The organism is Citrobacter sp. MGH103 (assembly GCF_001034475.2).
Lineage (GTDB): Bacteria > Pseudomonadota > Gammaproteobacteria > Enterobacterales > Enterobacteriaceae > Citrobacter > Citrobacter freundii.
This window is the reverse complement of the sequence record NZ_CP073044.1, coordinates 177,868-192,965: the sequence shown is the minus strand read 5'-3', so window position 1 is coordinate 192,965 and position 15,098 is coordinate 177,868. Positions and strand designations below refer to the sequence as shown.

General features: G+C 50.7%; 17 protein-coding genes. 3 read left to right on the top strand and 14 right to left on the bottom strand.

The window, feature by feature from the left end; translation table 11 throughout:
- Positions 1–12: 12 nt before the first annotated feature.
- Together SK33_RS24650 and SK33_RS24645 are read left to right on the top strand one after the other, a co-directional pair.
- A complete protein-coding gene (locus tag SK33_RS24650) occupies positions 13–405 on the top strand; it encodes a hypothetical protein (protein WP_032610466.1) in 393 nt (130 codons plus the stop codon).
- Positions 406–439: 34 nt separating this feature from the next.
- Positions 440–862, top strand: a complete 423-nt coding sequence (locus tag SK33_RS24645) for a hypothetical protein (protein ID WP_015062992.1) — start codon at positions 440–442, stop codon at positions 860–862.
- A 58-nt stretch (positions 863–920) separates the two neighbouring features.
- On the opposite strand, the gene SK33_RS26535 is transcribed toward SK33_RS24645, so the two are convergent.
- Entirely contained in the window at positions 921–1,268 is a 348-nt protein-coding gene (locus tag SK33_RS26535) for a hypothetical protein (protein ID WP_223203176.1), read from the bottom strand.
- A gap of 369 nt (positions 1,269–1,637) precedes the next feature.
- Between SK33_RS26535 and SK33_RS24635 the strand changes: the two genes are divergently transcribed.
- Positions 1,638–2,447 carry a DsbA family protein gene (locus tag SK33_RS24635; protein ID WP_015062990.1) on the top strand — a complete coding sequence of 270 codons (810 nt, stop codon included), beginning with the start codon at positions 1,638–1,640 and terminating at the stop codon, positions 2,445–2,447.
- A 51-nt stretch (positions 2,448–2,498) separates the two neighbouring features.
- Here SK33_RS24635 and SK33_RS26530 read toward each other — a convergent pair whose 3' ends face one another.
- From SK33_RS26530 to SK33_RS24570, 13 genes are all read right to left on the bottom strand, one after another.
- The gene (locus SK33_RS26530; RefSeq protein ID WP_223203177.1) at positions 2,499–2,552 is read right to left on the bottom strand and encodes a DUF4113 domain-containing protein; all 54 of its coding nucleotides are present in this window, start codon (positions 2,550–2,552) and stop codon (positions 2,499–2,501) included.
- Between the two features lie 198 nt (positions 2,553–2,750).
- A complete protein-coding gene (locus SK33_RS24625; protein WP_032610464.1) occupies positions 2,751–4,250 on the bottom strand; it encodes a helix-hairpin-helix domain-containing protein in 1,500 nt (499 codons plus the stop codon).
- A gap of 25 nt (positions 4,251–4,275) precedes the next feature.
- Positions 4,276–5,913, bottom strand: coding sequence for a PP2C family serine/threonine-protein phosphatase (locus tag SK33_RS24620; RefSeq protein ID WP_015062988.1), 1,638 nt, complete (start codon positions 5,911–5,913; stop codon positions 4,276–4,278).
- The gene (locus SK33_RS24615; protein ID WP_015062987.1) at positions 5,913–6,953 is read right to left on the bottom strand and encodes a TerY-C metal binding domain-containing protein; all 1,041 of its coding nucleotides are present in this window, start codon (positions 6,951–6,953) and stop codon (positions 5,913–5,915) included. Before SK33_RS24615 ends, SK33_RS24620 begins: the two co-directional genes overlap by 1 nt.
- 88 nt (positions 6,954–7,041) lie before the next feature.
- Positions 7,042–7,680 (bottom strand): vWA domain-containing protein, encoded by a 639-nt coding sequence (locus SK33_RS24610; RefSeq protein WP_015062986.1) that lies wholly within the window; start codon positions 7,678–7,680, stop codon positions 7,042–7,044.
- Entirely contained in the window at positions 7,680–8,321 is a 642-nt protein-coding gene (locus SK33_RS24605) for a TerD family protein (RefSeq protein WP_032610462.1), read from the bottom strand. The genes SK33_RS24610 and SK33_RS24605 overlap by 1 nt, the downstream gene beginning before the upstream one ends.
- A 22-nt stretch (positions 8,322–8,343) precedes the next feature.
- Positions 8,344–8,982, bottom strand: coding sequence for a vWA domain-containing protein (locus SK33_RS24600; RefSeq protein ID WP_001388628.1), 639 nt, complete (start codon positions 8,980–8,982; stop codon positions 8,344–8,346).
- A gap of 463 nt (positions 8,983–9,445) precedes the next feature.
- Positions 9,446–9,913, bottom strand: a complete 468-nt coding sequence (gene terW / locus SK33_RS24595) for a tellurium resistance protein TerW (RefSeq protein ID WP_001176767.1) — start codon at positions 9,911–9,913, stop codon at positions 9,446–9,448.
- Between the two features lie 17 nt (positions 9,914–9,930).
- Positions 9,931–11,139, bottom strand: coding sequence for a DUF4236 domain-containing protein (locus SK33_RS24590; RefSeq protein ID WP_000506888.1), 1,209 nt, complete (start codon positions 11,137–11,139; stop codon positions 9,931–9,933).
- 10 nt (positions 11,140–11,149) lie between these two features.
- Positions 11,150–12,106: an HpcH/HpaI aldolase/citrate lyase family protein gene (locus tag SK33_RS24585; protein WP_032610458.1), complete on the bottom strand. Its 957-nt coding sequence runs from the start codon at positions 12,104–12,106 to the stop codon at positions 11,150–11,152.
- Positions 12,106–13,185: a cysteine protease StiP family protein gene (locus SK33_RS24580; RefSeq protein ID WP_032610457.1), complete on the bottom strand. Its 1,080-nt coding sequence runs from the start codon at positions 13,183–13,185 to the stop codon at positions 12,106–12,108. Before SK33_RS24580 ends, SK33_RS24585 begins: the two co-directional genes overlap by 1 nt.
- 1 nt (position 13,186) lies before the next feature.
- Positions 13,187–13,960, bottom strand: a complete 774-nt coding sequence (locus SK33_RS24575) for a hypothetical protein (protein ID WP_032610456.1) — start codon at positions 13,958–13,960, stop codon at positions 13,187–13,189.
- Positions 13,953–15,095 carry a phosphoribosyltransferase domain-containing protein gene (locus SK33_RS24570; protein WP_032610455.1) on the bottom strand — a complete coding sequence of 381 codons (1,143 nt, stop codon included), beginning with the start codon at positions 15,093–15,095 and terminating at the stop codon, positions 13,953–13,955. The genes SK33_RS24575 and SK33_RS24570 overlap by 8 nt, the downstream gene beginning before the upstream one ends.
- Between the last annotated feature and the right edge of the window lie 3 nt (positions 15,096–15,098).

Here is a 15,098-nt window from a genome sequence, read left to right as displayed (position 1 = left end):
CAAGAGGTGATTATGAAATCTGTAATACTGACAACGTTAATGCTCGTGGCGGTTGGCACTCAACCCGTCTTTGCGGCCCAATGCCAGTTCGGGTCCTGCAACGCAGACATTGAGGCCAGCAGTGAACTGCTGGTCTCTGCGGCTCAGACGGATAAAGACGCGGTTTTAAAAAAACTTAATGACGCATCATCCCCCAGCGACGCCATGTCTAAGCGGGTTGAATCGTATCTGAATAATGACAGGCTAAAGGTGAACACCGACAGTACCCGGAAAGGTCCGGGCAATGGAATCGTGAAGCCGACGGATGAGCTAGCGCCGGTAAGGCAGCTGAAAGCCATTCGCCCCGAGCTTGTACAAAACCCCATCACCCAGCCATTGGTTGCCTTTTATGAACGTATGGCCTGAGAGCGCCGTATATCCGCGATTTGGGGGTTAGAAAATGTCGCTCTGGCTCAGCATTGTCACCCGGGCAACGGGATTACCGGATAAGCGGTATTTAAATGATCCGGTGATCTTCCGTTATTACCAACAAAAGATCCAAAAGGCTCCTTTTGCCCTGGTCGGATGGACTCTCTGTTTCCTGGCAACCATCGGTGTGTCGCTGGGACTGGAGCTCTCCAACCAAATATTACTTCTCGTTCTGCTGATTCTGTTTTTACTAATGGTGGTTCTCCAGAGTCGGTACCAGTTCATGCATCCGGAGAGATGCATCAGTGCTCGATTTTACCAGGAGGTGCTGGACGATGCGTCAGTGTCAGATATTCAGAAAGCGCAGTTTGAGTATTTGTTCGTGTCCAAAGTGGATGCAATGACGATCGGTGATCTTTACCGGCTCTATGATTTCAACAGAGGAGGCCGGTAAAGGTGCGGCATGCAGGTGAGAAAAGTCACTTTGCGGTTGGGCGTTGCGGTGCTGGTCATTAGTTCCAGGGAACCGATGCGACATAGTTTCCGGAGCGTAGCGGGGCATCCAGTTTCCCGGCCAGAGCGTCGATCATTGCGGAATACGCAATGCTGTCCGATGGGATTGGCGCATTGCTCTGCATACTGACTTTAAGAACCTGTTGTGCCCCTTTCCCCGCAGGGTAGACTTCCACATCAAGGCGGCGCCAGAAATGCCTCTGTGATATCGTCTCTGACCCCACGATCCCGCTGACGGGTTTATAGTCATAGTCCGTCTGAGTCTGCCCGTGTTTATCTTTTTTCGTTGTCTTCTTCTCGACGACATATCCGGTTATGCCCGTCACCAGCTGTTCACTGTATTGCATATTTTCCTGGGTCTTACTGTAACTGAATCTGAGAATATAGTCGGGCAGATGGTTGGAAATATTAAACCCTATCCCCGTTAATCCACTCGCAAACCGGGCTGCAAACATGCGCGATTGTATACTGTCATCAGGCGCTACAATTTCAAATTTCTTGTTGCCTACCGGGCGTGACATTAAATCGTAAGCATCAACATCATTCCCGAAATGATAGCTGCACCCACATAAGAACGTTGTGGCGGTCAGTAAGAATAAATGCCGTAACATTCTAATTCCTCCAAAAAGGGTTCTTTAACGAATAATTCCGATGTGCTGTGACAGTATAATCGAACACAGGTTGATAACTAACAAGTTGAATTCGTAAAGGTGGCTATGACTAAATTAAATTATTTAAAACCCGTAGCGTCTGTTTTAATTTCTGTGTTGATTGCGACGGCTGGCTCTGTGTATATCACGTCGAAATATTTTAAAACTGAGCTCCCCAGTAACGATGAAGTAGGAAAGGTAGCGGCTACCTATCTGGTAAAAAATCCTCAGTATCTGCTTGAAGCGGGTAAGGCTCTTGAAAACCAAAATACCAACGCCTCCCTTGAGCGGATCATCCCTTACGCACCGGCTCTCTTCGAGACCAAAGAGACTCCCAACATTGGACCGGATAATGCGGCCGTCGCCGTCATCGAGTTTTTCGACTACCAGTGCCATTTCTGTATGAAGGTAGCGCCGGTCGTTGAATCCGTGTTGAGCCAGAGCAGCGATGTTAAATTCTTCTTTAAAGAATTTCCAATCTTCGCTGGTTCGAAACCCGTTTCTGCGATGGGGGCGGCGACAGGCCTGCATGTGTACCAGGCATTTGGCGCTGAAGCGTATCGTAAGTACCACAACAACCTGATGACCAGCGCGTATGTATTCTTCAACAACCAGCGAGGGTTTACGCTCAGTGATTTAGACATGGTGGTGAATAAATCCGGGTTCAACAGCTCATTCAGCGATCGAGAAAAAAGTCGCTATGAGAATGTCATTTCCGGAAATATGCAACTGGGGGAAGCTCTCGGGATCAGCGGAACGCCAGGGTTCATTATCATGAACATGCAAAAACCCGATGCTGCAACGACATCATTCATCCCGGGGGCTGTCGACGAAGCTACCCTGAAATACGCAATCCAGAAGGCCCGTGGTGGTTAAAGTAGCTTTTCATGCCAGAACTGACCATGCCGGGTAACACTGGCATGGATGTCAGGCTTTTACGACAAGTAGCTCATTCCAGCGAGTGGTATACCGTGGCGACATTGACAGTATGGTCTGCTACCCCCTGAAATCCTGCTGAATCCCTTCCCCAAGCAGGAACAGAGAGCTACGCAGCTCTTTGTTAAACCGATCCATCGCCTTCATAAGCGCTTCACAGCCTCGTTTGGCGGGCCGCTCATCGAATTAGTCGCGATGAGTGGCTCAATGCCGTAACAGCTAAAATCTGGTAAGAGATATTTGTTAGTTTTCTACTAATTGAACGACTACCAGCCTGCCACCTTCCTCTTTTGACAAAACAAATTGAGCGTTATTCTTCAGTTCTATTTTTTCCCCAACCATAATCTGCCGCTTATCCGGTAATGACATTAGTCCTGATATGCCTTCATTTACCAACCACCATTGATCGTTATGGTAAACAAAATAACCAACCCGTTTCCTTTGTGCATCCGTTGTACGTTCATTTGGCGCGATAAGACGATTCACATGCCACGCATAGATAGACTGCCCGCTCCAGACCATCAACCGGTGATCGTCAGGACGATAGCTGCCTTCTTTACGAGAAGAATAAAAATTAAGCACTGGCAACTTACCTTTATACGGCGTACCGCAGTAAGGACAGACCGGCTTTGTCTTACCCGAGAAAACGTACCACTTCTGTTCACATTTCGTGTTTTGGCAGGGCTGTATCAGGTCAACGGTCTTAACCAAGGCACTTTCCCACTCATCGGCGGTAGGGCGTTTTGTGGCATCATGTAAGCCATCGATGAAGGCTCGATCAAACAATGACGTCAGGTAGGGACCCATGATGGTGTAAGGAATTTTACCCGGGTCAGCCCAGGGAAGTGAAAAGGAGGATAACTGACTGATTTTGACTGCATTACTTTTGTCTGTCGGATGTTCAATGAAGAGCGCTTTCTCACCCATTGATAAGGTTTCATCACGCACTTCATCCGACATGTCATGTATTTTTCCGCCACGTAGCGGATGACGGAAAAACAGGTACATGTAGATAAGCACCGACAGTGCATGGCGGTCAGTAGTAATGCTTGGCAGTACGCGGTTCGGATCTTCTTTGGAAAGATGGCTGGTTTTCACCACCTCCGGAGCGATAAAATCCGGAGTGCCCACCACATCGGGAGGATACTTTCCAGGAACGACTAGGCCGTCTACGTCAATGATGCAGGCATGGCCCATTTCTGGATCAATCAGCACGTTTTTATAGCTGAGATCGCTGTGACAGAGGCCAGCTGCATGCATCCTTCTGACGGCTCTTGTCAGCAGCAGACAGACTTTGAGATAGGTAAGCGTATTGCCTCGTTCACGCGGATCGAGGAATTTATTCTGGTTGCTGGCGCTGGCAAACCATTTGCCTTCTTTCTCCCGGCCTTTAATATCCAGAAAATCATCGTTTTTGGAACCATATTTAAAGAAAAAATGGTTCTGGTAGGTTGGAACCACGATACCGATTTTATTCCCATGCTCAACAACGTGGGTCGGCCAACAAAACAGATCCTTCCAGTATTCGCCACCGGATTGTCCAAAAATGTTTTGCCTGTAGCGGCCGGTGATCATATCAATACGATCCCGGGCCTGCTCATTCTGCGGTTTTTGATAAAAAGCGACGACGTAAGATTTATCAGGCGAAAAGTAAACATCCTTCATCGAGCCTGAACCAATCACCTCGTCAACATACTGGACTGTTTCGCCGTTCTTTGTTTTACACGTAACGATATTTGCCATATTGATCACCGAAAAAGCGTATCCCTTACCACAACACCGCAATAGTGCGGTCATCATGGTTCCCAGTGGAGAAAAAGTTTAACCAGTCGCCTAACCCCTCAGACGCAATACTGGCGTCTGCGAGGATAGGGGAGATCTCATTAATGAGACGGGTCCATTTTTCGTCACTGCGAAGCCCGTTATCAGTCTCAAACAGAGGGTCTGATACGCCGTCGGTCATAAGGATCAAGTGAGATACGTCATTCCATTTGCCCACGCTGATGCGACCAGTAAATGATGGGTCTGCGATAATGCTCTGGTCAAGGAAGCGGGTTTGTCCTGCGTATTCTCCGCTATCGGGATTTCCAAGTATCCTGACTTTACCTGAAGGACTGTATGCACCTATCGCACCATCGCCAAGCCAGAAAGCAGCTGCAAACAGCTCGTTTTCAGTTCGCAGTGCTACAGTTGCAAGAAGGGTTGTTGAATAGGATTTCACAGGTTGTTCTGCACAAATGGCTTCGTTCTGGATGCTGTTGACCGCGAGCGTAGCTGCCTGTTTAAAATGATGAAGCATGGCGTTTATGGTTGCCTGCTGATCGCTCCCTTCCCAAGTCGTGATATGCTCTTTTAAACGGACGCCTTTCACTCCACTGAGCTGATTGAAAAGGTAATCGCCAGCCGTCATGACTGCAATTCGCGATCCCTCTCTGGAATTTACTGCACTACCGGCCCCGTCTGCGACCAGCATGACAGACCATCCTGTTTCCTGGCAGTGGTTGATATAGAAGTCATCATCTCTGAAGCTCCCGGCATGCTCATGAGAGCGGCCCCGGCGACTGGCGGCAGCAATACATATGTTATCTCTGACCAGGCCAGCAGAGTCCAGATGGGCCTTAGGGTAGGGAGCGTCTGCTGGTGGTTCTATTACCTTCCACAGGCTTCTCGGATCCGGGTTTACTACAAAAAGTAACTTTGTTTCGCATTCGTCGTGCGAAGTGTATGACCACAGTACTGAAAGCTCAATATCGCCAATTTCAGTGGGTATGCCAGTGAGCAACCCTTGTTCTTTTTTATACGACAAGCCAATGTCCCGGGGAAAGACAACGTCTCTTATCGTCGCCCGTCCACCCTCATCCAGTATGATGGCAACCGGCGAAGAGAAACGTTCGCCTGCGCGGGCGTTGGGTATGGTTATTCTCGCTGTCGGGGGCATTACACATTGCACTGCTGACCCGGTCCGATGCTGGCTTTCCGGTACCTGCCCAGGTTTTAGTATCGGAGACGGCTGGTTTTCAGTTTCATTTTTTCCTGGTTTCTGAAGTTCGTAAAAAGGCATCAATTTCCACAATGTAGGGCTGGTTTCGTTGACTGTGGCTGTTTGCGTCTCTTTTTTGTCAATAGCGTGGTTTCCCTGCATATCCTCATCAGTCCCGACCGGCTGTTGCTTTTCGGCAAGGCCTGGAGCAGGCGGGAGGGCAGTCACTGATTCGTTCTCACCTTCGTTAACCAGTGCAGAGGTACCTTTTGCAAGGTTCTCAATCCGCTTTATAAGCTGCATAACCTCGGCAGACAGGGCAGGATCCTGGGATGGAAGGGAAAGCCGCTCACCTTCTGCGGTGTGGCTGAGCTCAGACAGAACTAAGCGGATAATCTTTTCTTCAAGTGACGTATTTTGCGACATCAACCTCTCCCTCTGTTTACGTCGAAGTTAGTGTTTCCGCCATCATTGCTGAATGAAAGACCTTTTTCACACCATGGGCAGATCACGTCATCGGGGCCATCAATGCAGAGCAACTTCCCGCATGAGCACATGGCAAACGCACTGGCATTACCACAGTGGGGGCAACCCGGTACACCATGCAGTTCGCTTGTGTTTACCTGCAAATCGGTAGCGGTGGCATCTGACCACGCAAAATAGTCCTCATCAATGGGATAGCATCCGGCAATATTAAAGTTGTTCAGGTTCAGGTTGAAATCGAGCCCGGAAACCCTTGCTGGTGGCCGTTCATATTTCATCAGGTACGGTCGACGAGTCTTGCTGCAACGCCCGGTGAGCGTAACGCAGTTTTCGTCGTACGCTTTTACATACTCGTCTTTGGACAGGCGAACTATGTATTCAGTCTGGCTGAGCTCCGGTTGTTTTTCGTCCCCGACACTGCGGCTGTGAGCAGTAACCGAGGCCGTGATCCATTTGATGAAGCGGGTAAAGTCGCCTTCCTGTGACTCTGTGAATAGCATGACATTTTCTGTCAGCTGCCGCAGGATATTCAGGTCCGCTGACGGTCCCAGGCCAACGGCAATGAGATTCACCTTACTCGCGTAGTTATTTTTCCAGCGTTTCACTTCTAAGGTTGTGTCGTCAGTCGGACGTCCGTCGGTAAGGAGATACACTACGGGTTTCCAGTCGCCTTTAGTCTCATGAGTGGTTTTTCTTACCTGAGTATCAATTTGCACGGTCAACTCACGCAATGCAGCCCCAAGGCTCGTGCCGCCGCCAACGGGAAGGCGGGGAGGGTAGAACGAGGCAATTTCGTGCAGAGGTACAATCGTGCGGGCTATTCCGGCAAATGCGATTACCGAGACCCAGGCCGTTTCCAGTGCGTGTGGATCTTTTCTTAAATCTCCGACGATCATTTGCAGACCATCAGTCATTTTTTTCAGGTTTTCACCGATCATGGACTCTGAACAGTCCAGAACAAAAAAAACGGGAAGGCGTCTCATAATATCCCTCGTACGGCTGGTAACAGTCAGCAGAAAACGGTTCTGTAAAGGAAGGCGTTTGCCGGGTAAAGCAGCACCTTCCTGTCTGTCAGAGCACCAGCTGTATTTCTGGTGGAGGAGGTGGGAGGGTATCTGTTCCGGCATTGATCCCCGCGCTTGTGCTACCGGAAGAAACGCTGGCCGAAACCCATTTAAAGAAACCTGCAAAAGCGGTTGAGTCGAGAGTCTCCAGAGACACAACCTTATCAGTGAGCTGTTTTAAATGCTCGTGGCCTGCTTTAGGACCTACCGCACAGGCAATGATGGAGCCAAATCCCCGGCCACGAATAGCTTTTACCGCTTCACCGTACGCCATGGCATCAGAAGGCGTACCATCAGTCATCAGGAATACCAGGGGACGCCAGTCTCCTTTTGTATCACCATCTGAGCGACGCACATCCCGGTCTACACACTGCATCAGACATTCAAGGGCAGCGCCGGTGAACGTCCCGCCAGCGCTTGGCACAACGATGTCAGAAAACTGGAAGTCTTCCAGCGGCGTGAGAGGAATAAACTCACGCGCCTCATTGTCATAGGTGATAATGGAGACATGGACACTTTCGAGGGCGTATGGATCCTGGCGGAGTGCGTTTAGCATCGCCTGAATTCCAACGTTAACGGAATGGATGGACTCACCGCGCATTGAACCGGAGGTGTCGATAACAAGGTAAACAGGCAGGCGACGCATCAGATGTAATTCCTCAGGTGTGAGACAAACGAATCTGATTCTGAAGGCTCACCAATTGCCTTGAGTTTCCAGCCTGTAGGTTCGCGTATCAGCTCGGCAAAGACCATGGAGCGCTGGCTGGCAAAGGCGGGTCCGCCAGAAAGATCGAATCGTGCCATTTCAATATTACGGGCATCTACTGCCCGGATGAAGGCATTCTGAACTTTACCAAAGTGCTGCTGGAGCTTTTCACCATTGTAGATCTGAACGATGAACACAATTTTCTCGTACTGAGCGTCAAGGGAATTCAGGCGCACAATAATTTGCTCATCGTCACCGTCACCGGCTCCGGTTCGGTTATCGCCTGTCAGCCAGATATTGCCTGACTTATGGCGAAGGCTGTTGAAAAAGATGATATCGCCATTCACAAGCGTTGGTTTACCATTTTCCACATTGCCGAGATCGGTCACCTTTCCGGCTGAATTACACAGGAAAGCGATCACATCAAGGTCGTATTCTTCTTCTTTTTTACCAAAGATCCCGCCGAGGAAACCTTTCTTTTCCTCATTAATATCCCAACCCAGGCCGATAGTAACGGACGAGAGATCGTATTCATTTTTTTTCAGGCTTACGCCCTGGCCTTTGCTCAGACTGACAGACATGACATCCCCTTAATTAATAAAATTATAAGACCACATTTACTTCTGGCGGCGGCGGTGGCAGGTCTTCAAGACCGATCACTTCTTTTTTGCTGGACTCCACTTTCTGACTGCCTACCGAAATGCTCGCACTGACCCATTTAAAGAAAGCTTTAATCGTCGAACTGTCAGCTGTATCGAGCTGAACCACGATTTCAGTGATTTCTTTGAGGACGCTGGTATCGGCATCATGCCCGGCTGCACATGCCACAACAACGCCGGTTCTGGCGGCTTTAAAGTCATTCAGGCCTTTACGCCAGTCATCATTCGGACTTCCATCCGTCATCAGGAATACTAGGGGACGCCAGTCACCTTTAGTGTCAGCCGTCGTTTTCTGTACTTCTTTGGCAATGGAGCTGGCCGTCAGGGTAAGCGCTTCGCCAAGAGACGTGGTGCCGCTGGCTGTTAGTGCTGGCATCTGGAAACTCAGGAGGTCTGTCAGGGGGACTGCCTGTCGGGCTGAAGAATCAAAGGTGATCACTGACACGTAAGCCGTTTCGAGTGCATACGGATCCTGTTTCAGCGTGGTAAGCAGCGTCTGAACGCCATTCTTAACCGCTTCGATAGGCTCTCCGTGCATAGAGCCGGACGTGTCGAGTAGCAGATATACGGGTAAGCGTCTCAAATGTAATTCCTTCTTAAGAGATCGGAAGAGGAGAGTAGTTTCAGGAAGAGGCCAGAGTTTGTAGATTTGATAAAACGGCACGACATCTGTCGGGTGGAGATTAAATACTCAGAAGCGGCATTAAAGAAATAAGTTAACCACCATTGAATTACCGACATGTGAATGGCCTCTTATCAGAGAAAAAAATTCAGACCGTACTGGAATATAAGATTTCTGAAAAAAACTCCGGCAAAAATAAACTTTCTTATGTATGAAAATCATCATACATCACAGATCTGCATGAATGGAGTGTAAATCGCCCAAAGATTGATGTGTAGCACAAGAGGATGTCAAGACACCAGGTTTTGTAGGCAGAAAGGCGCTGCTGACATTGCGGGAGGAGAATAGATCAAAACTCCGTCACGCAGATACAGAGGTGAAATATGACAAAACCGGGGTTTTCACCCCGGTCTGAGATTTAGCGTCAGGACTTTTTAGCGCTGTATTCTTTTATCAGTTCATCAACGGAGTGCAGAGCCAGCTTCTCTACCGCTTCACTTCGGGTCGAGCCACTCAGCGCAGCCAGACGGTCAATTTTTCTTAAAATCCGCATGCGTAGCGATAATGACACGGCTGTTTTTTTATCCTTATCGAGTACGACCTTCCCTGTGGACTCACCGGTTTTCAGTTCAGCATTCTGTGCGAGCGCTTCATTCATCCGGCGAAGGGTCTTTTTATCCAGCTGGCCCGGATTAACGAGATGGTATGAATGACCTGCCTTGCTGTATTTGATCTCCGCAGAATATGACTCGCGTAGCTCTTTGAGTGCCCGGGTTAATGTCGGCTCTGAGCATTCCAGACTGGTTATAATGTCGGCAGCGGAAACGGGCTTGCCGGTGCCCAGTAAGTTGGCAAGCTTAAAAATCCGGGCCTGTCTGGTATTTAATTGCATCGTAAGATTTAGCCTGCTTAAAGGGTTAGTGGTTCAATAGGCTGAAAAATGAAGGTACTGCTCATCTTTCGAATAACCGGTTGATCGCCTAACGCTTCAACCGGATCAATGTGTTCTAAGCCTGCAAAATTTACTGACGACATCTGGCTGCGACTGCATTTGCAGGACAGGATATACTCATCCTCCAGATAGCCGGTCCGCTTACTGACCCGTTGCGTAAAGCCTGACACAATCACGTTGTCGAACGGTAGCGTATGTAAAACGATACCGACCAGGCGGAACAAGCAGCCATGGACGTGGCGGGCATAGTTTTCGCGTACGGCTTTTTGCGTCATGGCTTTTTCCGTCAGCTCCGTGCCCCGGGCATTAACGCCGTAAATCTTATCAGGGAAATCTTCAATCTCAGCTAAATCAACATCCAGCAGGACTGCTGATAGCTCCGGCTTTACTTCAAATGCAACAAGCGTTTCACGCGGCCATTCAGTTTCTGCCAGCACACCCGCCAGGTATGATTCGAAAAACGCGGCGTCTGTCCGGAACTGCTGCCGGGCATCTGCCTGAGCCGTGGCGAGCCGTTTTTCATGTTCTTCAGCCTCAAACTTCCAGTTTGCATACTGTTCGGCCCAGGCCGTCCGTTGTTGCTGGTACCGGTGCTGTCGAAGGGTATTCTCACGCTCCACATCAATCAGCTCCTGCTGCCACCGGCGAAGATTTTCGGCGTGGCGCTCAGCTTTAGCTGATTCCGATTCAAACCATTTACCCAGAAAACTAATGCCTTCGCTCTCGGCAGGCTTTTCCGGCAATGCAAGATAGTCTGGCTTTTCTGGACGCACCGGTGCCGGAACCTGAAAAGGCGACGTTCTGTTATGCAGGTATACTGCTTCCAGCTCTGCCCAGCTGATGCCTGTTTTAGGATCCGGCGTCAGCTCGTGAATATTACGGATTGCGGTCACCGCTGACATGAGATCAGCGGCTTCCTGCTCAAGCGCCTGTCTGAGCCCCGGGTCGGTAGCCGTCCGGTTCCCACCTCCGGAACGCGCGGCCCGGTCAAGCCGGGTACGGTAACTCAGCCCGGTACCGGGCAAGCCCAGATTGGCATAGGTCCCCCGGCTTCCAAAAGAAACGGAAGCACCTCTCGGCCCGACACTCAGGCTCGGTGCACCGTTACTCAGGTTGAGGCGAACACCAGGAATAATGTTGATCGACTTTCTGAACCTGAACCCCATTATGATTTCCTTAATGATGCTGGGTCACGGTAAGTAATCTGATTCCATCAGCGCTTTGCTCGTTCTGTAACCCATAAAAACGAGCTCTGTCCAGAATGCCAGCCGCCCAGCGGCGATGTGTGGCGGGTTCACACATTGCTCCCTGCGACTTAAACACGGCCTGGGTAGAGTTCAGGATCCGCAGAGCGTCAGAATGCTCACCCTGAGTGACCATCAGCGCGTTTTGAATGACCTCTATCTGACCCGGGTGAATGGCCGTTTTCCCAACAAGCCCATGTGCCATATCAAGAGCCAGCTCTCTGGCCATTACGGCATGATCGTCAATATGCTCACATACGGGCGCGGTCAGGGCAAAATCACGCGGGCCGAAGACCGAAACGAGCATTTTGATGACGTAGCCCATCGGGCTGTCATACAGCGTCAGGTCCCGGGGACGGCGAAGCGACACAACGTTCATAAGATCGTTGCCGCCGATTCGAAGCGCAATAATGCGGTCGTGGCAGGGATGTTCCACCAGACGGGTGGCCAGCTCCCGCATCTGAGCCACGTCAAAGACGTCTTCTGTTTCCAGCGTTGGCATCATGCACAGGTGAGTCCCGCCCATGATATCCCACCATTCAGCTAACGAACTGAGGGTAAATTTCGGCAACACAAACCCGTCGACAGCGGAAAGATCATAATGCGCTTTTAACCATCTGCCCATGTCGGCATGCCGGGGGCGAATGAACACCAGAGGCCAGTCATTTTTACCCAGGCTACGCATGCTGTTACTGAGCTCGTGCAGCAGGTGCTCCAGATTTATGAGGGCGATGGGGATGTCTGCTTCACTGACAGCATCCTCAAGGCAAATTACCAGAGAGCGCAAACCCGGGATTTTCCCATGCAGGACGGCATCAGCAATATCTTCCCGTGTTGCAGGCATGTATAGCGTGGCTCCCAGATTCCAGGGAGAAAGACGATTTTTCATCAGAGTACCTTCTTGATAATGGTTACAGCCCGATACTGGCCGAGGGTTCCCCCCATTTCTGTAACAACTATTCCCTTTTCACGAGCAAGCCCTACAAGCAAGGCAACGTCCGGGTCGTCAATAGAACGCACAAATATATGGTCCGGTACCCGACGCAATACAGCCCGGGTTGCTTCAGCAATACCGGGTTTAATACGATTGACGCTGTCCACTTTAAATTCATCGGCCAGGAACGCGATAACGTCGCGACTTGTCTGCCATAAGATCCGGGCTGACTCCGTATTCCAGCTCAGGGGAGCGAGGGATGTCGGTGTTAACTTCTTACGGAAATGAGCGACGGTATCGACAAGCATCCGGCTGCATTCGAATTCACTGAGATGCTCGCAAACCATGCACCCATGTAATCCTTCAGAGGACCATACTGACCGGGAGATCAGGCCTGATACCGGCGCACCCATGATGCCAAAAGGAATGAGCCAGTCATCATCACTGGCAGCAAGCCAGGAGCAGCCACAGGGATCCGCCAGGACAACCAGTCGCGGCTGCTCAGGATAGCCCGGGCGATCTTTCAGTGCGCGTACAAGCTCTCCGGTAATTGCACCTTTACCTGTCCATCCGTCAACAAACACAATACCGCTGGTACCGTGTCGCTCTTCAATGACGTCAAGTGCTGTACTGTCAATTCCGCGATCCCGGATGATACTGATGCCGTAATGCCATGAGGTTTTCCCCATATCACGCAGGGTCTGGTGCAGCATAACGCCGAGGGGCACACCTGCCCTGACAAGACTGGCCAGAACGATGGGCTCATCACCGAAGCGTTCGACCAGAGCAATAGCGAGCTGCGTGACTTCTTTTGCAAGCCGGTCTGCCCCCCGATCCAGCGCCCGGTGAAACAAATCAAGATGCCATTGTGTGGGTGCTGGCTCCTGGCTGAGCATGTCCGAATAATGTTTCTTTCCGGACTGAATCAGCTCTTCTTTTTGCTCAACCGGCGTCATCTCAATGACTACCGGCTTTAGCAGAAACTCCACGTCACCGGGCTGGTATGAGCCAGCGAATGTTTCATGTGGCTGCATTTTATTCTTCTCCAAAAATTCGCTGTGAAATGGCCTCTGCAAACTGACTCTGTCGCGGAATGCCAAACCAGCTGCACAGTTTCATAAAACGGTGATCGCTCAGGCTGTCACCCAGACCTATTACGGGGAAAACCCCGCGCTCAGCGCGAAGCTTTTCGAGCAGCCAACTGACAGCTCGCCCCTTCTCAACCGGCGTGGGGAGCCAGGCTACGTTATTACTGTTTCGATGGATGTAGAAACCTTCCGTTGAGAACACCTTTTCAATTTCATCAGCAATAGCAGTGAGCTCATCGAGGCGTGTGCTGTCCCGGTGTTTCATCACCATATAAACCGGAGTTTCATCATATTCATAGTTAAGCCTTGCCCAGGCCTTGATCCCCTTTGCGTCCATCATTTCAGTGATCAGACGTTGCATAGACTCTAACCTTTCCTGGTAGGGCGCTAACTGGTCGAGCATAAGGGCCTTCCATTCCTCGTCGGGCGTTCCCTCTGGCGTTAGAATGACGGCCCCATGCGTGGTGATTGCCCAGGAGCGGAAAGGGATCCTGACGCGGCTGATTTCTTCAGTTCCCCGAGCGGTAACAGGAATGAGTTCAGCCTGCTCAAGGAGCCAGTCCACCAGCATGGACTGTTCTTCTGTCATAAAACTTCGTGGATTCAGGGTGCGATCAACGGCACCGGTACGAAATGGCTCCAGGGCCAGCTCGTCTACCATTTTACGACGGGTCTGAAAGAGCGTGTCGTCAAGGTCGCTCAGAACAACGGGTTTATTCATAGGTAACAATCTCCACGACGGGCGCAACCTCAGCCAGCGCCTTAAGAAGCTGCGCGTCAATACTTTCTGCGGGTGTCTCAGTACACACAAGAATGCGGTCAAACTGCTGGTGGGCGACGTTATAGACAAAATTGGGGATGCCCAGCCCGTAGTTATCCGTAAAGGAAATGGCGGACTCAATGGCATAACCAACGGCGATAGGGGAGCGGGTGGTCGAACCGTAAAATGCCTTTGCCCCGGCAGCTTCGAGCCGTTCTGCAAGCAGGAACGGCTCCCAGACGAATTCCCCTGTCCCGAGAACCAGAACACGCTCCCCTTTGCGGACGGAAACCTCATGGCCGAGATCGGCCGCAGGTGCGAGCATCCCCAGTCGACCCCATGACTGTTTCCCCTGGATGTCCCATTCTCCGCGTGAAGTTACGTTGACTTTCGGCATGTCCGGGACCGGTGCATCTGGTAATGTGGTCCATCCCCACTGACCGCTTACAAGAGAAACAGAAGTGACGGGTAAGGTGCTGCGCTCGGACAAGGCTTTGCCACTCCAGTCGGTAAGCGTAACGGCGATAACCTGTTCAATATGTTGAAGCTTGCCGGTATTACGCAGGGCAGAAAGCAGGTTAATAAAGGTATTACCGGTGGTTGCCTCGTCATCAATCAAAACCAGCGTTCGCGCGTTGGTAACACGACGTCTTTTCTCTTCATCATCTGGCAGATAGATCAGATGATCAGTGGCGTGGCTGTGTTCTTCCTTGAACTCGCAAAGCAACGTGCCATCAACCGGGTGACGGGTAGAGGTCAGATATACAGATTCACGATGCTGGTGGCGCACTTCATCAAACACACCGGCCCCAAGCCCAACGGCGGTTTCAGCCATACCGATAAAGAGTACGGGCCCTGTCAGCGTTGCGGGGAACTGGCTGGCAAGCTGTCTATAGGCCTGCCGCATGACTGAGGGTGGCACGGGAATGTGTCTGCCGAGTACTTTGCTGACAAACAGAAAGGCGCGTTTCGGGTTACGTCTTTCAGCGATATCAAACAGGTCATCGAGCGAAACTTCACCCTGGTCGCGGGTTACCTGAATCGTACCGCATGAGAGGGTACGGCGATAAATCATATCTTCGAGGATGTCAGACATAAA